Annotated in this window: 19 protein-coding genes; 9 read left to right on the top strand and 10 right to left on the bottom strand. The window is 67.4% G+C overall.

Features of this window, described 5'->3' with window-relative positions; translation table 11 throughout:
• Positions 1–257: 257 nt before the first annotated feature.
• The gene (locus CAL15_RS06760) at positions 258–755 is read left to right on the top strand and encodes a YciE/YciF ferroxidase family protein (RefSeq protein ID WP_086077879.1); all 498 of its coding nucleotides are present in this window, start codon (positions 258–260) and stop codon (positions 753–755) included.
• 45 nt (positions 756–800) lie between these two features.
• On the opposite strand, the gene CAL15_RS06755 is transcribed toward CAL15_RS06760, so the two are convergent.
• From CAL15_RS06755 to CAL15_RS06745, 3 genes are all read right to left on the bottom strand, one after another.
• Positions 801–1,067: a DUF1488 family protein gene (locus tag CAL15_RS06755; protein WP_086077878.1), complete on the bottom strand. Its 267-nt coding sequence runs from the start codon at positions 1,065–1,067 to the stop codon at positions 801–803.
• A gap of 207 nt (positions 1,068–1,274) precedes the next feature.
• On the bottom strand, positions 1,275–1,991 hold the full coding sequence (locus CAL15_RS06750) for a TerC family protein (protein ID WP_086077877.1): 717 nt from the start codon (positions 1,989–1,991) through the stop codon (positions 1,275–1,277).
• Positions 1,992–2,117: 126 nt separating this feature from the next.
• Positions 2,118–2,714 carry a DUF2076 domain-containing protein gene (locus CAL15_RS06745; protein ID WP_086077876.1) on the bottom strand — a complete coding sequence of 199 codons (597 nt, stop codon included), beginning with the start codon at positions 2,712–2,714 and terminating at the stop codon, positions 2,118–2,120.
• A gap of 251 nt (positions 2,715–2,965) precedes the next feature.
• Here CAL15_RS06745 and CAL15_RS06740 point away from each other — a divergent pair, with 251 nt between their 5' ends.
• Both CAL15_RS06740 and asd read left to right on the top strand, forming a co-directional pair.
• Positions 2,966–3,514 carry a hypothetical protein gene (locus CAL15_RS06740; protein ID WP_232468139.1) on the top strand — a complete coding sequence of 183 codons (549 nt, stop codon included), beginning with the start codon at positions 2,966–2,968 and terminating at the stop codon, positions 3,512–3,514.
• A gap of 69 nt (positions 3,515–3,583) precedes the next feature.
• Positions 3,584–4,450, top strand: coding sequence for an archaetidylserine decarboxylase (gene asd, locus CAL15_RS06735; protein WP_086077875.1), 867 nt, complete (start codon positions 3,584–3,586; stop codon positions 4,448–4,450).
• Between the two features lie 54 nt (positions 4,451–4,504).
• Here the strand turns inward: asd and CAL15_RS06730 are convergent, their stop codons facing one another.
• Positions 4,505–5,320: a MetQ/NlpA family ABC transporter substrate-binding protein gene (locus CAL15_RS06730; RefSeq protein ID WP_086077874.1), complete on the bottom strand. Its 816-nt coding sequence runs from the start codon at positions 5,318–5,320 to the stop codon at positions 4,505–4,507.
• An 89-nt stretch (positions 5,321–5,409) separates the two neighbouring features.
• Here CAL15_RS06730 and CAL15_RS06725 point away from each other — a divergent pair, with 89 nt between their 5' ends.
• Genes CAL15_RS06725 through CAL15_RS06715 form a run of 3 tightly spaced genes read left to right on the top strand, consistent with a single transcriptional unit; the run spans position 5,410 to position 7,338 of the window.
• A complete protein-coding gene (locus tag CAL15_RS06725) occupies positions 5,410–5,787 on the top strand; it encodes a DUF423 domain-containing protein (RefSeq protein WP_086077873.1) in 378 nt (125 codons plus the stop codon).
• A gap of 8 nt (positions 5,788–5,795) precedes the next feature.
• On the top strand, positions 5,796–6,680 hold the full coding sequence (locus CAL15_RS06720) for a DMT family transporter (protein WP_086080968.1): 885 nt from the start codon (positions 5,796–5,798) through the stop codon (positions 6,678–6,680).
• Positions 6,681–6,726: 46 nt separating this feature from the next.
• Positions 6,727–7,338, top strand: a complete 612-nt coding sequence (locus CAL15_RS06715) for a glutathione S-transferase N-terminal domain-containing protein (protein WP_086077872.1) — start codon at positions 6,727–6,729, stop codon at positions 7,336–7,338.
• 85 nt (positions 7,339–7,423) lie between these two features.
• On the opposite strand, the gene CAL15_RS06710 is transcribed toward CAL15_RS06715, so the two are convergent.
• Both CAL15_RS06710 and CAL15_RS06705 read right to left on the bottom strand, forming a co-directional pair.
• Positions 7,424–8,374 carry an N-carbamoyl-D-amino-acid hydrolase gene (locus tag CAL15_RS06710; RefSeq protein WP_269768315.1) on the bottom strand — a complete coding sequence of 317 codons (951 nt, stop codon included), beginning with the start codon at positions 8,372–8,374 and terminating at the stop codon, positions 7,424–7,426.
• 175 nt (positions 8,375–8,549) lie between these two features.
• Positions 8,550–9,494: a LysR family transcriptional regulator gene (locus CAL15_RS06705; RefSeq protein ID WP_086077870.1), complete on the bottom strand. Its 945-nt coding sequence runs from the start codon at positions 9,492–9,494 to the stop codon at positions 8,550–8,552.
• Between the two features lie 129 nt (positions 9,495–9,623).
• Here CAL15_RS06705 and CAL15_RS06700 point away from each other — a divergent pair, with 129 nt between their 5' ends.
• From CAL15_RS06700 to CAL15_RS06690, 3 genes are read left to right on the top strand one after another with little or no spacing between them, the layout of a single operon-like run.
• Positions 9,624–10,610 (top strand): Bug family tripartite tricarboxylate transporter substrate binding protein, encoded by a 987-nt coding sequence (locus CAL15_RS06700; RefSeq protein ID WP_086077869.1) that lies wholly within the window; start codon positions 9,624–9,626, stop codon positions 10,608–10,610.
• A gap of 16 nt (positions 10,611–10,626) precedes the next feature.
• Positions 10,627–12,069, top strand: a complete 1,443-nt coding sequence (locus CAL15_RS06695; protein ID WP_086077868.1) for an N-acyl-D-amino-acid deacylase family protein — start codon at positions 10,627–10,629, stop codon at positions 12,067–12,069.
• A gap of 13 nt (positions 12,070–12,082) precedes the next feature.
• Entirely contained in the window at positions 12,083–12,823 is a 741-nt protein-coding gene (locus CAL15_RS06690; protein ID WP_086077867.1) for an aspartate/glutamate racemase family protein, read from the top strand.
• A gap of 45 nt (positions 12,824–12,868) precedes the next feature.
• Here CAL15_RS06690 and CAL15_RS06685 read toward each other — a convergent pair whose 3' ends face one another.
• From CAL15_RS06685 to livH, 4 genes are read right to left on the bottom strand one after another with little or no spacing between them, the layout of a single operon-like run.
• Positions 12,869–13,570 (bottom strand): ABC transporter ATP-binding protein, encoded by a 702-nt coding sequence (locus tag CAL15_RS06685; RefSeq protein WP_086077866.1) that lies wholly within the window; start codon positions 13,568–13,570, stop codon positions 12,869–12,871.
• Complete coding sequence (livG, locus tag CAL15_RS06680) at positions 13,570–14,337, bottom strand: high-affinity branched-chain amino acid ABC transporter ATP-binding protein LivG (protein WP_086077865.1); 768 nt, start codon at positions 14,335–14,337, stop codon at positions 13,570–13,572. The genes CAL15_RS06685 and livG overlap by 1 nt, the downstream gene beginning before the upstream one ends.
• Entirely contained in the window at positions 14,334–15,575 is a 1,242-nt protein-coding gene (locus CAL15_RS06675; RefSeq protein ID WP_086077864.1) for a high-affinity branched-chain amino acid ABC transporter permease LivM, read from the bottom strand. Before CAL15_RS06675 ends, livG begins: the two co-directional genes overlap by 4 nt.
• Complete coding sequence (gene livH, locus CAL15_RS06670; RefSeq protein WP_086077863.1) at positions 15,575–16,501, bottom strand: high-affinity branched-chain amino acid ABC transporter permease LivH; 927 nt, start codon at positions 16,499–16,501, stop codon at positions 15,575–15,577. Before livH ends, CAL15_RS06675 begins: the two co-directional genes overlap by 1 nt.
• Positions 16,502–16,527: the final 26 nt, after the last annotated feature.

Genomic DNA, 16,527 nt, shown 5'->3' with positions numbered 1-16,527 from the left:
CCGTGCCTGCACCGATGGCACACCCGTGCCGCCGCGGTGTTCGGATAAGGGGCCGGAAAGGCTCGCCAGGGCCGGCAACGTCGACCACACCGCCGATCGAATTTACCCACGCGTGCAAATATCGCTGGCCTTCGACACTGACGGAACGCGCCGGCGGCCGGATGACCGCCGCTTCCCCCGTGCAAGGTTCAGGAACGGCATTTGCGAACAAGGGCGCGGACAGCAAGTCCCCTTACTGAATCATTCCGGAGAAACACATGGCCACTGCCAAGACCCTGAAAGACCTGTTCATCCATGAACTGTCGGACGTATACAGTGCCGAGAAGCAGTTGACTCGCGCCCTGCCCAAGCTTGCGCGCGCGGCCACGGACCCCAAACTGGCCGAGGCCTTCCGCACCCACCTGGAAGAAACCCAGGGCCAAGTGGAACGCATCGACCGCATCGTCGAAGGCGCCGACTTCAAACTGAAGCGGGTGAAGTGCATGGCCATGGAAGGCCTGGTGGAAGAAGGCGCCGAGATCATCGAGGAAGTCGAGAAGGGCCCGGTGCGCGACGCCGCCCTGATCGCTGCCGCACAGAAGGTCGAGCACTACGAAATCGCCAGCTACGGCACGCTGTGCACCTACGCCAAGCTGTTGGGCCTGAACGACGCCGAGAAGCTGCTGAAGGAAACCCTGGCCGAAGAGAAGAGCACCGACGAAAAGCTCACCACCATGGCCATCGCCCAGACGAACCTCGAGGCGTCAACCGCCTGACGACGTCCTCGCCCCCCGGCCCGCGGGGGGCGATTTGCTTTACCCTCAGTCGACGTCGAAATCGCCGGTACCCAGTTCTATCACGCCCTCGGCCGGCACCCACTGCGCCTTCTTGGCAAGTTCCTGGATCGAGTCGCGGGCCCTCTCGAAGGCCTTCAGCAATTCGCTGCCGCTGCCGTCAGCTGCGCCGAAACGCTCTCGCAGCGCATCGCCCGATATCTCGAACGGCCGCACCACCCCTCCCGTCTCCAAAGAAAACACCACGTCATCGCCGCGTACCTGGGCGCCGGTCAGCGTTGCGAAATCACCCATGATCGGTCTCCTTGACATCGAAGATTGAAGGAAGTGCGCCGCGCGATGCGCGACGCGAACGTGGGCTGTGGAGCTGACTTGCTTTCATGCGCTCTCCTTGCAAAAAAGAAACGGGCGGTCCGTCCAGCGACAGACCGCCCGTCGGGATCAACGTCCCGTAGCGCCGCAAGCGGCATGCCGGCGGCAGCGCCGCCGGCATGGCCTGCGTCAGGCCGACTCGGTGACCGAGGCGGCGCTCTTCTTGCGGCCGGCGAAGAAGCGTCCCAGGCCCACCACCAGCAGCGCGCCGACGACCTCGGCCGCGATCTTCGTCGCGCCCGACACTTCGCCGAACTGCTCCACGACGACCACGTCGGTGACCAGCATGCCGCCCGCGATCCAGCCCAGCAGCGCCGCGCCGAACGTGACAACCAGCGGATAGCGGTCGATCAGCTTGAGCACCAGGGTGCTGCCCCAGATGATGATGGGCACGCTGATCACCAGGCCGAAGATGACCAGGCCGATCTGGTGGTCCGGATGCGCGCCCTGCGCCGCCCCGGCGATGGCGATGACGTTGTCCAGGCTCATCACGAAGTCGGCCACGATGATGGTCTTCACCGCGCCCCAGATCGACGCGCCGCCCTTGATCTTGTCATGGCCCTCGTCCTCCGGAATGAGGAGCTTCACGCCCACCCACAGCAGCAGCAGCGCGCCAACGATCTTCAGGTACGGGATGGTCAGCAGCGTGAGCGCGAACGCGATCAGCACCACGCGCAGGCCGATGGCCCCGGCGGTACCCCACAGGATGCCCTGCATGCGCTGCTTGGGTTCCAGGTTGCGGCAGGCCAGCGCGATGACCACCGCGTTGTCCCCGCCCAGCAGGATGTCGATGAGAATGATCTGGAACACCGCGGCCCAGCTCAGCGTCTGAAGAAACTCGAGCACGTCTTAACCTCCCGGAAAAATGTCTTGTCTGTAGACGATCGTGTCGGATTGATGGAATGGCCGGATCATCCGGCCGCAGAAATCACGCGGACGCCCCTAGGGGCGCCCGCGGGAAAAGGGAAAAAGTCAGATGTCGTCCATGCCGCCGTCGTCGAAGCCGGCGTCGTCATAGCCGCCCTGGTCGGCGGCGGGATCTTCCTGCGCGGCCTCGGGCGCGGGCTCGGCGGGCGTCTCGGCCGCCTGGGCCTCGTTGCCGCCGAACAATCCGCCCAGCAGATTGCCCAGCATCAGGCCGCCGGCCACGCCCACCGCGGTCTGCATGGCGCCGGCCAGGAAACCGCCGCCGGCGCTACGGCCGAAGCCCGCATTGGCGGACAGGCCGCTGGCCGCGGCGGGCGCCGCGCCCTGGCCGCGCTCGCCCAGCGCTCCCACCGTGCGCCCGAAGCCCTGGCCGCCGCCCAGGGCGCCGGCCGCGGCCGCCGGCGCAGCGCCGGACTGTCCGGCCTTCGCGCCTTCGAGCTGCGAAATGCGCTCTTGCGCGGCCTTCAGCGCCTGCTCCTGCACCATGACGGTCTGCGCCAGGTAATAGGCCGAGCCGGGCTGGGAGGCGATGCGGTCGCTGATGTAGCGCTCGGCCTCGCCATCGCGCGGGGCGCCTTGCCGCTCGACCTGCTGCAGGCGGGTGAAGATGCTTTCGATTGCGTCGCGATCCTGTTGATTCATGAAAGTACTCCTAGTCCATCCAAAATTCGTCTCGGCCCATGCGCCGGGGCTCCAGCCGATCGACGCGCCAAGGCGCCAGTTTAGCCTTTCTTACAACAACCTGAATATGAATCGGCCACTGGGGAAAAGTTCCGCAGCGTCGCGGGCCGAATCCGTCTCAGGTTTGGTAGAATTAGTTACATCTTTACATTTCTTGCGTTAAACTCCGCTCGCCTGCATCCCCGTCGGCACGCCCATCCTGTAGCGAGACCATGAGCAACATCGCCAGTCATCAGCGCACCCTGTTCGTATACACCGAAGAGCAACGCGGCAACCAGCTCGTAGAATCTGTCGTAGTTGGAATGTTTTCCGATGTTGCCGGCGCGGAGAAGCTCATCGTGGTCAAGGATCCGCACAGCGGTCTGCAATTTGTGTACCGCGTGCAGCACGACACCAACAATCTCGACGCGGCCGCCATCACCGATCTGCCCCCCGCCTCTTTCGACGGCCGCGGGTCCACGCAGATCAACGGCATGAATTACCGCCTGGGCACGGCCGACAACGCCATGCGCCTGCTGCGAGGCAAGGTCAAGTGGATCCAGGACAAGGGCTGCGTGCTGTCGGTGCTGCTGCAGAACGCGGCCGCCCGGCGCGCGAACTTCATCAGCCGCAGCATCCACCGCGATCGCGTCACCCAGGTGCCCAACGGCGTGCCCGTCGAATATCTGGCCGACCGCGACGCCAATGGCGACGGCGGCAGCGCGCCCGTTGCGGAGACCGCCGTCCCGGCCGCCCACGCCGAGGGCGACGCGCAGGCCTGAGTACGCGCCGCGCGCGCTACACTGACCGGTCGGGCGCTCCTTCCCGCGCCTACGTCATCACCACGTTAGATGCCCATCAAAGACACGCTATTTCTGGCCAGCCAATATCTCGCGCCGCACCACCTGGTGTCGCGTCTGGCGGGCCTGCTTGCCGACAGCCGCGAGCCCTGGCTGAAGAACCGCCTGATCAGCAACTTCGTGCATAGCTATGGCGTCAACATGAGCGAGGCGCTGCTCGAAGACGCGCTGGCCTACGAAAGCTTCAACACCTTCTTCACGCGCGCGCTGAAGGCCGATGCCCGGCCGCTGGCGCGCGACGCCGGTGCGGTGCTGTGCCCCACGGACGGCTTCATGAGCCAGTTCGGCGCCATCGATCGCGACCGCGTCTTCCAGGCCAAGGGCCATTCCTACAGCCTGAATGCCTTGCTGGGCGGCGACGCCGAACGCGCCGCGCCGTTCACCGGCGGCAGCTTCGCCACCATCTACCTGTCACCCAGCGACTACCATCGCGTGCACATGCCGGTGGCAGGCACCCTGCGCGAGATGGTGTACGTGCCGGGCCGCCTGTTCTCGGTCAATCCGCTTACCGCCCGCAACGTGCCCGGCCTGTTCGCACGCAACGAGCGGGTCGTGTGCCTGTTCGATACCGAGGCCTACGGTCCCATGGCCGTGGTGCTGGTGGGCGCCATGATCGTGGCTTCGATCGAAACCGTCTGGGCCGGCCGCGTCGCGCCGCACCGCCGCGCCGTGCGCAGCACCCGCTACGATCCTGACGCCACCGTGCCGGTGCGCCTGGACAAGGGCGCCGAAATGGGGCGCTTCCTGCTGGGGTCCACGGTCGTCGTGCTGTTCGGCCCCGGACGCGTGCGCTGGGCGGGCGACACCGCCCCGGGCCGCACCATGCGCATGGGCGAACTGCTGGGCCTGCCCGCCTGACGCGACGGCCGGGTCAGGCGGCGCCGGCCCGGCGCCCGGGCCTTGCCGGCGGTGTCACCACGGAAAGTCGATCAGGTCGCCATACAGGCGGCGCAGCGTGGCCTTCACCTGCGGCGATTCCTGATAGATGCGGATGAACTGCCGCAGGCGCGGGTCGTCCGCGCGCTCGGGCTTGGCCACCCAGCGGATGGCATAGCGACGCACCGTGTCCGGATCCGTGTTGTCGAAGGCCAGACCGTCCTTTTCATCGATGCCCGCATGCTTGGCGAAGGTGGTGTAAGTCACCGACGCCGTCACGTCGTCGAAAGTACGCGCCGCTTGCGATCCTTCCAATTGCACCAGGCGCAGCTTGCGCGGATTGGCCGCGATGTCCTGCAGCGTGGCCTGGTGGCCCACCCCGGGCCGCAGCTGGATCAGTCCGATGGACTGCAGCAGCAGCAACGCCCGGCCCGTATTGACCGGATCGTTGGGCACCGCGATGGACGCGCCCTCGGGCACAGTGTCCCCGCGCTTCAGTTTCTTCGAGAACAGCCCGATGGTGGTCGAATAGCCGTATGCGATGGGCGCCAGGTTCGCGCCCCGGCTCTTGTTGAACAGTTGCAGGAAGGGTTCGTGCTGGAAGAAGTTGGCGTCGATGGAGCCGTCGGCCACGGCGATGTTGGGCAGCACCCAGTCGCTGAACTCGACCAGTTTCACCTCCAATCCCTGTCGGCGCGCCTCTTCGATGGCGATCTCCGTGGCCTGGTTGGCCACGCTGGCGATGACGCCGATGCGCAGCGGGGCCGGCGAGGCCGCGTGGACGGCGCCGGCCCAGGCCAGTACGGCGGCCGCCAAGGTCAGGCGGCCCAGAAAAGAGAAGCAACGCGGCATGAGGAAATTCCCGGATCGATAAGCAAGGAGAGGCTTGCGATGCCGCTATCATAGGCGGCTTCCCGTCTTGCGCATGCCGCAATCCAGCCATGACCGACCGCCAATTCATCGTGCTCGCCGCCCTCAACATGATCGCCGCCGTGGGCGCCGGCGCCTTCGGCGCGCATGGTCTGCGCAACACGCTGTCGCAAGACCTGTTCGCGGTATGGCAGACCGGCGTGCTGTACCACCTGGTCCACGCGCTGGGCCTGTTCGCGGTGGCGCTGCTGGTCCCGCGCTACGGTTCGCCGCTGCTGTCGGCCGCAGGGGTGCTCATGTTCGTGGGCATCGTGCTGTTCTGCGGCAGCCTGTATGTGCTTGCCGTCACCGGCACGCGCTGGCTGGGCGCCGTCACGCCGTTGGGCGGCGTCGCCTTCCTGGCGGCGTGGGCGCTGGTGGCGTGGGCGGCCTGGCGCGCGCCTGCCTGAGCGCCGCGATGGAAGACGCATCCCGCCAGGCCTCGCCGCTGGCCGGCATCGCCTGCGTGACCGCCGGCGTGATGTTCCTCACCGTCAGCGACGCCGTCGCGAAGCTGCTGGGCGAACGCTACAGCCCTCCCCAGATCCTGTTCCTGCGCGCCGCGATCGCGCTGCCCGTGGTCATGGCGCTGGTGGCCGCGCTGGGCGGCGGCCGGCGCGCATTGCGCACGCGGCATCCCTGGCTGCACCTGGGCCGCGGGGCGATCAACGTGGTGTCGGCCTGTTGCTTCTACCTGGGCCTGCAGGCCATGCCGCTGGCCGAGGCCACCGCCATCTCGTATGCGGCGCCGATGTTCGTCACGGCGCTGTCGGTGCTGGTGCTGAAGGAACGCGTGGACGGCGCGCGCTGGCTGGCCGTGTGCGCGGGCTTCGCGGGCGTGCTGGTCATCGTGCAGCCCGGCTCGGCCAGCTTCCAGCCCGCGGCCCTGCTGCCGCTCACCACCGCCCTGCTCTACGCGTTCATGATGATCACCGCGCGCGCCATCGGCCGCGGCGAAGGCATGCTGACCACCATGTTCTACATCGTGGCCGCGCAGCTGGTGTGCAGCGCCGTGCTGGCGCCGTGGTTCTGGACAGAGGTGCTGTGGCGCGACCTGCCCCGGTTCGCCGCCGTGGCGGTGTTCAGCACCCTGGGACTGACCTTCATCACGCAGGGTTTTCGCATCGGACCGGCGTCGGTGGTGGCGCCGTACGACTACACCGGGCTGCTGTGGGCGACCCTGCTGGGTTGGCTGATCTGGCGCGATGCGCCGGGCCTGGCGGTATGCGTGGGCGCCGTCGTCATCGCCGCCAGCGGCGTCTACATCGCGTGGCGCGAGACGCGTCCGGCCGGCGTACCATAGCGCACGACGTACGCGTCGTCCCATCCATTCCAGGAGACCTGCATCCATGAAGCTGTACTACCTGCCCGGCGCCTGCTCGCTGGCCGCGCACATCGCCCTGAAGTGGGCCGGCCTGCCCCATGATCTGCACAAGCTCGAGCGCGACCGGCTGAAGTCGCCCGAATATCTGGCCGTGAACCCGCTGGGCGCCGTGCCGGCGCTCGAAGAGGACGGCTGGGTGCTGACCCAGAACTTCGCCATCCTGGAATACCTGGCCGAGAAGGCGCCCCACGCCGGCCTGCTGGGCGACGGTTCGGCGCGCGCCCGCGCCGAGGCGCGCCGCTGGCTGGGCTTCATCAATTCCGACGTGCACAAGACCTTCTCGCTGCTGTTCGGCGCACAGCGCTACGTGGCGGCCGAGACGACGCAGGAGGAACTGCGTGCCTCCGTCGCGAAAATGCTGCGCGGCCTGTTGGGCGTGGTGGACACGCACTTGAAGAATCGTTCGTACCTGGTGGGCGACAAGCCGTGCGTTGCCGATGCCTACCTGTTCGTGGTGCTGCGCTGGGCCCACGCCAAGGCCCTCGACCTGGCCGGGCTGGACGCGCTGGACGCCTTCTTCAAGCGCATGCAGGCCGATCCCGCGGTGCAGGCCGCCATGCGGGAAGAAGGCCTGTAGGCCCCCGCGCAAGAAAAAGCCGGCCATCGTGGCCGGCTTCCCGACAGGGACAGCCCGGGACAGCCCGCGGCCAGGCTCGCGCCTCTTACTCGTCCGTGCCCTGCGGCAGCGCCGGTCCGGGACCCACGCGCTCGGTGATCAGCGCATAGTGTTCGGGACGGCGATGGCGCGCGAAGTCGAACACGTTCTTGCGGAAGGTCTCGGCCAGGCCCAGGTCGGCGTTCACAACCAGCACTTCGTCGTCTTCCGTGGTCGCCTGCGCCGCGATCTCGCCGGTGGGCGCCACAATGACTGAACCGCCGATCATGTGGTGTCCGTCCTCGGAGCCGCACTTTGCAGCCGCGGCGGCCCACACGCAGTTCTGATAGGCGCTGGCCTGCAGCGTGATCAGGTGGTGATGCATGCGCAGGTGCACCGGCTCGGGCCAGTGGATGTTGACCGACGGCGTGTTGTAGCCCAGCACCACCAGTTCGGCGCTCTGCAGGGACATCACGCGCCAGGTCTCGGGCCAGCGGCGGTCGTTGCACAGGCACATGCCGATGCGCGCGCCCAGGGCCTCCCACACGCCGAACGGCCGGTTGCCGACCTTGAAGAACTTCTTTTCCAGGTGCTGGAACGGCGCGTCGGGCTTGTGGTCGTCGTGGCCCGGCAGGTGGATCTTGCGGTACTTGCCCACGATGGCGCCGTGCTCGTCCACCAGGATGGCGGTGTTGTACGGCACGCCCTCGGGCGTCAGCTCGGCATAGCCCAGGTAGAAGCCCACGCCCAACCGGCGGGCGTCGTCGAACAGCGGCTGCACGTCGGCATTGGGCATGGCGCTTTCGAAGAAGCGCGCCTGCGCCTCGCTGTCTTCCATCCAGTAGCGCGGGAAGAACGTGGTCAGCGCCAGTTCCGGAAACACGACGAGCTTGGCGCCGCGGCCGTGCGCCTCGGCCAGCATGTCGCGCAAGCGCTTCACCACCACCGCGCGCGTGTCGGCCAGGTGCACCGGACCCATCTGCGCCACCGCCAATCCAATCGTTCTCTTGTCTGCCACCCCGTTCTCCCTTGCGTCGTCGTTCGGCAAAGAGCGCAGCATGCCGTGCCGCGCGCCGCGCGTAAAACCCCCGCGGCGGCGCGCCTGGGACGGGCGCTCTCTGTCGCGATACCGGCAGGTTATGCAAGACCTACATAATTCGATGGGAGTCGCGCCCGTTCCGTCCCGTGCCAGCTCAGCTCGGTTTGGCGAGCACCGCGCGCACGGCGTCCAGGAAGCGGCGGCCCAGCAGGGGCAGCGGCGTCAGGTTTGAATGCGTGGCCCATACCTGCGCCGACAACGCCGGCTCGATGGGCTTTACGGCGACCTCGACCGATGTCCTGGACAGCGACGTGCTGTCCACCAGCGCCGGACCGATCCCCTGCTGCACGCAAGCCAGCGCCGACACCGGAGAATGGGCCTCGATGGCCGCCGGACACACCGGACCTGCGCCGAAGAACGACTGCAGCGCCTGGCCCAGCGGCGTGCCCGGGGGATAACCGATCCATGCGCCGGAGGAGAAATCCTCAGGCCGGATGACCTCGTGGGCCGCCAGGGGATGATCCGGCGGCACGATGCACACCAGCGGGTGTTCGCCCAGCTTCTCGGAATCCAGGCTGGGATGGTCGGGAGGCGACATCGAGAGGGACAGGTCGGCCTGCCCGGTCAGGAAATAGCCCACCAGTTCGTCATAGGTGGCGCTGCGGAAATCCACCCTGGCCCGCGGATTGCGCGCCAGCAGCCGCGCCAGCGCCTGCGGCACCAGGCGCTGCCCATAGCTGGCGCTGGCGACCACGCGCAGCATGCCTGCTCCATCGCGGCCCAGGCTGGCTGCCAGGTCGTTCACGCGCTGGATGCCGCCATAGACCTGCTCGACCTCGGCGAACAGCCGGCGCGCCTCCGGCGTGGGCGAGAGCCTGCCGCGCACGCGCTCGAAGAGCGGATACCCCAGCCGGCTTTCGGTGAGCGCCAGCACGCGGCTCAGCGCGGGCTGCGACACGTGCAGCGCCCGGCCCGCCGCGCTGATCGAGCCGGCCATCATGATGGCGCGGAACACTTCGAGCTGTCGCAGATTCAGCGGCCGCGCGGCCGTGCCGGTATCCTGGCGCAGGTCGTCACGCGGCTCGTCGAACGCTTCCATCCCCGATTTCCTTTGGCTTGCATCAATAACCGACGATTATAGATTTCGGACATTTTTCGATAATCGCCCTGCCGGCCGCGGTGATAACCTGCCTCTCTCGCACTGCAACATTTCTGAGGGGAATCACACATGCTGCATCAGTTCATCAAGCGCGGCGTCACCGCCCTGGCCGTGTCGGGCGCGCTCGCCGCGTCGGCTGCCCAGGCCCAGGAAGCCTATCCCACCAAGCCGGTCACGTTCATCGTGCCGTCGGCCGCGGGCGGTTCGCCCGACGTGCTGTCGCGCCTGTTCACGAACCAGCTGTCCAAGGACCTGAAGGCCACGTTCGTGGTCGAGAACAAGCCGGGCGCCGCGGGCAACATCGGCATCATGCAGATCAAGCGCGCCGCTGCCGACGGCTACACGATCGGCTACGGCAACATCAACACGCTGGCGGTGAACCGTTCGCTGTTCAAGAAGCTGCCCTATGACGTCGACGCGGATCTGACCCCCGTCGCGCACCTGTTCAATCTGTACAACGTGCTCATCGTTCCCGCCGACTCGCCCGTCAAGAACGTGCAGGACCTGATCGACCGCGCCAAGGCCAAGCCCGGCCTCATGTCCTACGGCGCTTCGGGCGTGGGCACCACCGGCCACATGGGCGGCGAGCTGTTCAAGAGCATGGCCAAGGTCGACGTCATGTTCATTCCGTACAACGGCGGCCCCGCCGCGCTGCAGGATCTGATGGGCGGCCGCCTGGACTTCATGTTCTCGAACACGTCCGAAGCCCTGCCGCTGGTCAAGAGCGGCAAACTGCGCGCCATTGGCGTCAGCAGCCTGAAGCGCCTGGCTCAATTGCCCGACGTGCCCACCCTGGACGAAGCCGGCCTGAAGGGCTACGAGACCATCGCCTGGGGCGGCGTGGTGGCCCCCAAGGGCACCCCGGCCGACCGCGTGGCCACGCTGAACGCCGCCATGCAGAAGGCGCTGAAGGAAAAAGCCGTGCTCGACGGCCTGGAAGCCCTGGGCGCCGAACCCGCTGGCGGCACGCCGGAGCAGTTCGCCAAGCTGATGGCCGATGAAACCGCGAAGTGGACGCGCATCATCGAAGACGCCAAGATCGAAAAGCTCGACTAAGGGAACATAGAAGACCATGCAGCTGGAGGCAGACTTCATCGTGACCGGCGCCATGCTGGTCGACGGCTCCGGCGCCCCCGCGCGCCAGGCCGACCTGGCCGTGGCGGGCGGACGCATCGTCCGCATCGGCACGATCGACGCGCCGCCGGGCGTGCCGGTGATAGACGGACGCGGCCAGGTGCTGGCGCCGGGCTTCATCGACTCGCACACCCACGATGACGGCTACCTGCTGGCGCATCCCGACATGCTGCCCAAGGTGTCGCAGGGCATCACCACCGTGGTGACCGGCAACTGCGGCATCAGCCTGGCGCCTGCCGTGGCCGCGCCGGTGCCCCAGCCGCTGGACCTGCTGGGCCCTGCCGAGCTGTTCCGCTTCGATACCTTCGGCGACTGGATGGACGCGCTGCGCGCCTCTCCGGCCGCCGTCAACGTCATTCCCCTGATCGGCCACACCACGCTGCGTGTGGCCACCATGTCCGACACCGGCCGCGGCGCCGACGACAGCGAACGCGCCGCCATGCGCCGGCTGCTGGACGACGCGCTGGGGGCCGGCGCCTTCGGCATGTCCACCGGCACGTTCTATCCGCCGGCGGCGGCAGCCGAAACCGCCGAGATCATCGACGTCGGCCAGCCGCTGCGCGGGCGCAAAGGCATCTACGCCACGCACCTGCGCGATGAAGGCGACAGGATCGTGCCGGCCATCGAGGAAGCGCTGGAAATCGGCCGCGCGCTGGATTGCCGCGTAGTGTTCTCGCACCACAAGCTGGCTGGCGAGCACAACCACGGCCGCTCGCGCGAGACGCTGGACATCATCTCGCGCGCGGCCGCCAGCCAGCCCGTGTGCCTGGACTGCCACCCCTACCCCGCGACCTCGACCATGCTGCGCCTGGACCGCGTGCGCCTGGCCAGCCGCACCATGGTGACCTGGTCGCAAGGCTATCCCGAAGCCACCGGCCGCGACTTCTCGGACGTGATGGCCGAGCTGGGTCTGGACGACGAGGCCACGCTGAAACGCCTGGCGCCCGCCGGCGCCATCTACTTCCTGATGAGCCAGGACGACGTCGACCGCATCTTCCAGCACCCGCTGACGATGGTGGGGTCGGACGGCCTGCCCTTCGACCCGCATCCGCATCCCCGCCAGTGGGGCACCTTCACCCGCGTGCTGCGCAGCATGGTGCGCGAACAGAAGCTGCTGACGCTGGAACAGGCCATCCACAAGATGACCGGCCTGGCGGCGGAGCAATACGGTCTGGCCGAACGCGGCCTGCTGCGCGAAGGCTACCAGGCCGACCTGGTGCTGCTGGATCCCGACCACGTGACCGACGCCGCGACTTTCGAGGCGCCGATCCAGGCCAGCCGCGGCGTCAACGCGGTGTGGGTCAATGGCCAACAGGTGTGGGACGGCCGGTCGACGGGCGCCGCGCGGCCCGGCCAGGTGCTGGCCCGCGCACAGGCGTAGAATGCCTGCCCGTATGAACGCATCGAACCTCGAGAACGCCTGCGAAGGCTACCTGGGCATTCTGGGCGGCATGGGCCCGCTGGCCGGCGCGCAGTTCGCGCTGCGCCTGGTGGCGCTCACGCCCGCCGATTCCGACCAGGCTCACATCCCCACCCTGCTGCGCAACGACCCGCGCATTCCCGACCGCAGCACCGCCTACATGGCGGACGGCCCCAGTCCGCTGCCGGCCATGCTGGAGGGCATCCGCTTCCTGGAGGCATCCGGCTCGCAGGTCATCGCCATTCCGTGCAACACGGCCCATCTCTGGTATGACGAACTGGCCGCGGCCGCCTCCGTGCCGGTGCTGCACATCGTGCAGGCGGTCGTCGACGACCTGAAGCGCCAGGGCGTGCCCAACGGCCGCATCGGCCTCATGGGCACCACGGCCACCCTGGCGCTGGGGCTGTACCAGCGCCATCTCGAGGCGGCCGGCTACGAATGCATCGTGCCCACGCCCGAGGAAGTCGAAGCCGACTGCATGGGCGCCATCCGCGCCGTGAAGGCGAATCGCCTGGAGGAATCCAGCGTACCCGCCGTGCGCTGCGTGAACCGGCTGCGCGATCGCGGCGCGGATGCCGTGGTGCTGGGTTGCACCGAGCTGCCGCTGGCAATACCGCACGCGTTGCGCGCGGGATTGGGGCCGTTGTCGGATTCCATCGATGCGTTGGCATTGGCCGCCATCGCCCATTGCCGGCCGGCGATGAAGCTGGGCTGACGCCGGCGCTTGCGCATGCCGGCGCCGAGCGGCGCGGACATGCGCCTACGCGCCCAGATACGCCTTGCGCACGTCGGTATTGGCCAGCAGGTTGGCGCCGGTGTCCTGCAGCACCACCCGGCCGTTTTCCAGCACATATCCGCGGTCGGCGACCTGCAGCGCCTTGTTGGCGTTCTGCTCGACCAGGAAGACCGTCACGCCCTGCTCGCGGATGGTGCGGATGATGTCGAAGATCTGCGCGATGATCAGCGGGGCCAGGCCCAGCGTGGGCTCATCGAGCAGCAGCAGGCGCGGACGGCTCATCAGCGCACGGCCAATGGCCAGCATCTGCTGTTCGCCGCCGGACATGGTGCCGGCGCGCTGCGAGGCCCGTTCCTTCAGGCGCGGGAACAGCTGATACACGTGCTCCAGCCCTTCCTCGATCTGCTGGCGGTTCGAGAAGAAGCCGCCCATCATCAGGTTCTCGGCCACCGTCAGGTCTTTGAAGACCCGCCGGCCTTCGGGCGAGACCGCGATGCCGCTGCGCATGATGTCGTGCGTCTGCGCATGGGTGATGTCGCGCCCCTCGAACGTGATGCGGCCTTCGCGGGCGCGCGGATTGCCGCACACCGTCATCAGCAGCGTGGTCTTGCCGGCGCCGTTGGCGCCGATCAGGGTGACGATCTCGCCCTTGTTGATCTCGACGGACACGCCGTTGAGCGCCTGGATCGCACCGTAGTAGGTGTGGATGTTCTCCAGCTTCAGCATCATTCCTCTCCCAGGTACGCCTTGATGACGCGTTCGTCGTTGCGTACCTGCTCGGGGGTGCCGGTGGCAATCGGCTTGCCATGCTCCATCACCAGGATACGATCGGAAATTCCCATGATCAGGCTCATGTCGTGCTCGATCAGCAGCACCGCGACGCCGAACTCGCGCCGCAACTGGTCGATCAGCGCCTGCAGATCGCGCTTTTCCTGCGGGTTCAGGCCCGCGGCCGGCTCGTCCAGCATGAGCAGGCGCGGCTTGGTGATCATGCAGCGCGCGATCTCGAGGCGGCGCTGGTGGCCGTAGGCCAGGTTGCCCGCCTCGCGGTTGGCGTACTGGCGCAGGCCCATGAAGTCCAGCCACTGCGCGGCGCGCGCCACTGCATCGGCTTCTGACTGGCGATACGACTTCAGCTTCAGCAGGCCGGGCAGCAGGCGCGTCTCGACCTGGGTGTGCTGCGCCACCAGCAGGTTCTCGAGCACCGTGAGCTGCTTGAACAGCCGCACGTTCTGGAAGGTGCGCACCAATCCATGGCGCGCCACCTTGTGGCTGGGCAGGCCCGTGATGGACTTGTCGTCCATGACGATCTCGCCCTCGGTGGGCCTGTAGAAACCACCCACGCAGTTGAACACCGTGGTCTTGCCCGCGCCGTTGGGGCCGATGATGGCGAAAACCTCGTCGCGCTTGACCTCGAAGCCCACCGTGTCGACGGCCAGCAGGCCGCCGAAGCGCATGCACAATCCGGATACTTTCAGCAGAGCTTCACTCATTTTCCAAGCTCCACTTGCGGGCGTTTCATGGGCAGCAGGCCTTGCGGACGCCACATCATCATCAGCACCATCACCAGGCCGAACACCAGCATGCGGTACTCGGCGAACTCACGGGCCAGCTCGGGCAGCACCGTCAGCAGAATGGCCGCCAGGATGACGCCCACCTGCGATCCCATGCCGCCCAGCACCACGATGGCCAGGATCAGCGCGGATTCGATGAACGTGAACGACTCGGGATTCACCATGCCCTGCCGCGCCGCGAAGAATGCGCCGCCGAAGCCGGCGAACATTGCGCCCAGCGTGAAGGCCGACAGCTTGATGCGCGTGGGATTGAGGCCGAGCGAGCGGCACGCGATCTCGTCCTCGCGCAGCGCTTCCCAGGCCCGCCCCACCGGCATGCGTATCAGCCGCGTGGACACCAGCAGCGTGATCAGCGCCAGCAGCAGCGCCATCAGGTACAGGTAGACGACCATGTGCTGGTTCTGGAAGGTCCAGCCCATGATCTCGTGGAACGTGCGCGAGCCCTCCTCGCTGGAGCGGCGCGCCATCTCCATGCCCAGCACCGACGGCTTGGGAATGCCCGAGATGCCGTCGGGACCGCCCGTGAGCGTGTTCAGGTTGATCAGCAGCAGCCGGATGATCTCGCCGAAGCCCAGCGTGACGATGGCGAGGTAATCGCCGCGCAGCCGCAGCACCGGAAAGCCCAGCAGGAAGCCGAACAGCGCCGACATGGCGCCCGCGAACGGCAGCGCTTCCCAGAAGCTCCAGCCGCCCCAGTGATAAAGCAGCGCATAGGTATAGGCGCCCACGGCGTAGAAGCCCACGAAGCCCAGGTCGAGCAGGCCGGCGAAGCCCACCACGATGTTCAGGCCCAGGCCCAGCATCACATAGATGAGCACCAGCGTGGCGATGTCCACGGAACTGCGGCCGGCGAAGAATGGCCACACGACGGCCAGCAGGATGACGAGCGCGGCCAGGCCGCGGCGGCCCCTGGTGGGCGCCGCGGGCAGCGTGGGCAGCCCGGTCTTGAGCGCCTTGAACGGCAGGGCCAGCCAGGGACGCAGCAGCTGGAAGATAAACACCGCCGCGCAGGCGATGGCCACGAGATCCCAGCGCGGCTCCATCAGCGTGCGCGCGCCCTGGCGCACCAGCTGCAGGCCAAATACGGGAGTGACGATGACCGCCGTCAGCACGGCCGCCATCGTGGCGGTCTTGAGAGTACTTTGATTGGCGGCCATCAGACTTTTTCCACCTCAGGTTTGCCCAGCAGTCCGGTAGGACGGAACAGCAGGATCAGCACCAGCAGTCCGAAGGCGACGATGTCCTTGTACTGCGACGATATGTATGCCGCGGCGAAGGTCTCGGCCAGCCCGAGCAGCACGCCGCCCAGCATGGCGCCGGGGATGCTGCCGATGCCGCCCAGCACCGCGGCGGTGAACGCCTTGATGCCGGCGATGAAGCCGATGAAGGGATTGAGCTTGCCGATGGTGACGGCGATCAGCACGCCGCCCACGGCCGCCAGCATGGCGCCCAGCACGAAGGTGAACGAGATGACCTTGTTGGTATCGATGCCCAGCAGGTTGGCCATGTGCATGTCCTGCGAGCAGGCGCGCGAGGCGCGGCCCATGCGGGAATGCTTGATGTAGAGCGTGAGCGCGATCATCAGCGCCACCGTCACCACGATGATGACGATGCGCGAGTACGGCAAGGTGACGTCGAAGCCCCCGCCCATCGGGACCTGCACCGCGCCCGACAACAGGGCCGGCACGGCCATGTCGCGCGCGCCCTGGCCCAGAGCCATCCAGTTCTGCAGGAAGATGGACATGCCGATGGCCGAGATGAGCGCCACCAGACGCGGGCTGCCGCGCACCGGCCGGTATGCCACGCGTTCGACGCTGAAGCCATACACGCCCGTGACGGCGATGGCCACCAGCAGCATGGCCGCGATGATGAAAGGCGCGGGCAGGCCGCTGTCGAAGCCGAACGCGGTGAGCGTGACCAGGCCGACGTAGGCTCCGATCATGTAGATCTCGCCGTGCGCGAAGTTGATCATACCGATGATGCCGTAGACCATTGTGTAGCCGATGGCGATCAGCGCGTAGATCGCACCCAGGGACAGTCCGTTGAAGAACTGCTGGGTAAGTTGGGGGATCAGTTCTGACATGGGAGGGAAATGCTCCAAATGGTTCC

This window comes from Bordetella genomosp. 13, from assembly GCF_002119665.1.
Classification (GTDB): Bacteria; Pseudomonadota; Gammaproteobacteria; order Burkholderiales; family Burkholderiaceae_B; genus Bordetella.
Note: the sequence above shows the minus strand (reverse complement) of the source record. Positions and strands in the feature narration are given on the sequence as shown.

Bases quoted from the DNA above. Each gene is read 5' to 3' on its own strand.
- CAL15_RS06725 (WP_086077873.1), top strand. From the start codon at position 5,410: ATGACCGACCGCCAATTCATCGTGCTCGCCGCCCTCAACATGATCGCC.
- CAL15_RS06730 (WP_086077874.1), bottom strand. From the start codon at position 5,320: ATGCCGCGTTGCTTCTCTTTTCTGGGCCGCCTGACCTTGGCGGCCGCC.
- CAL15_RS06685 (WP_086077866.1), bottom strand. From the start codon at position 13,570: ATGCTGAAGCTGGAGAACATCCACACCTACTACGGTGCGATCCAGGCG.
- CAL15_RS06740 (WP_232468139.1), top strand. From the start codon at position 2,966: ATGAGCAACATCGCCAGTCATCAGCGCACCCTGTTCGTATACACCGAA.
- CAL15_RS06760 (WP_086077879.1), top strand. From the start codon at position 258: ATGGCCACTGCCAAGACCCTGAAAGACCTGTTCATCCATGAACTGTCG.
- CAL15_RS06690 (WP_086077867.1), top strand. From the start codon at position 12,083: ATGAACGCATCGAACCTCGAGAACGCCTGCGAAGGCTACCTGGGCATT.
- CAL15_RS06705 (WP_086077870.1), bottom strand. From the start codon at position 9,494: ATGGAAGCGTTCGACGAGCCGCGTGACGACCTGCGCCAGGATACCGGC.
- CAL15_RS06675 (WP_086077864.1), bottom strand. From the start codon at position 15,575: ATGGCCGCCAATCAAAGTACTCTCAAGACCGCCACGATGGCGGCCGTG.
- CAL15_RS06745 (WP_086077876.1), bottom strand. From the start codon at position 2,714: ATGAATCAACAGGATCGCGACGCAATCGAAAGCATCTTCACCCGCCTG.
- asd (WP_086077875.1), top strand. From the start codon at position 3,584: ATGCCCATCAAAGACACGCTATTTCTGGCCAGCCAATATCTCGCGCCG.
- livG (WP_086077865.1), bottom strand. From the start codon at position 14,337: ATGAGTGAAGCTCTGCTGAAAGTATCCGGATTGTGCATGCGCTTCGGC.
- CAL15_RS06700 (WP_086077869.1), top strand. From the start codon at position 9,624: ATGCTGCATCAGTTCATCAAGCGCGGCGTCACCGCCCTGGCCGTGTCG.
- CAL15_RS06755 (WP_086077878.1), bottom strand. From the start codon at position 1,067: ATGGGTGATTTCGCAACGCTGACCGGCGCCCAGGTACGCGGCGATGAC.
- livH (WP_086077863.1), bottom strand. From the start codon at position 16,501: ATGTCAGAACTGATCCCCCAACTTACCCAGCAGTTCTTCAACGGACTG.
- CAL15_RS06695 (WP_086077868.1), top strand. From the start codon at position 10,627: ATGCAGCTGGAGGCAGACTTCATCGTGACCGGCGCCATGCTGGTCGAC.
- CAL15_RS06720 (WP_086080968.1), top strand. From the start codon at position 5,796: ATGGAAGACGCATCCCGCCAGGCCTCGCCGCTGGCCGGCATCGCCTGC.
- CAL15_RS06715 (WP_086077872.1), top strand. From the start codon at position 6,727: ATGAAGCTGTACTACCTGCCCGGCGCCTGCTCGCTGGCCGCGCACATC.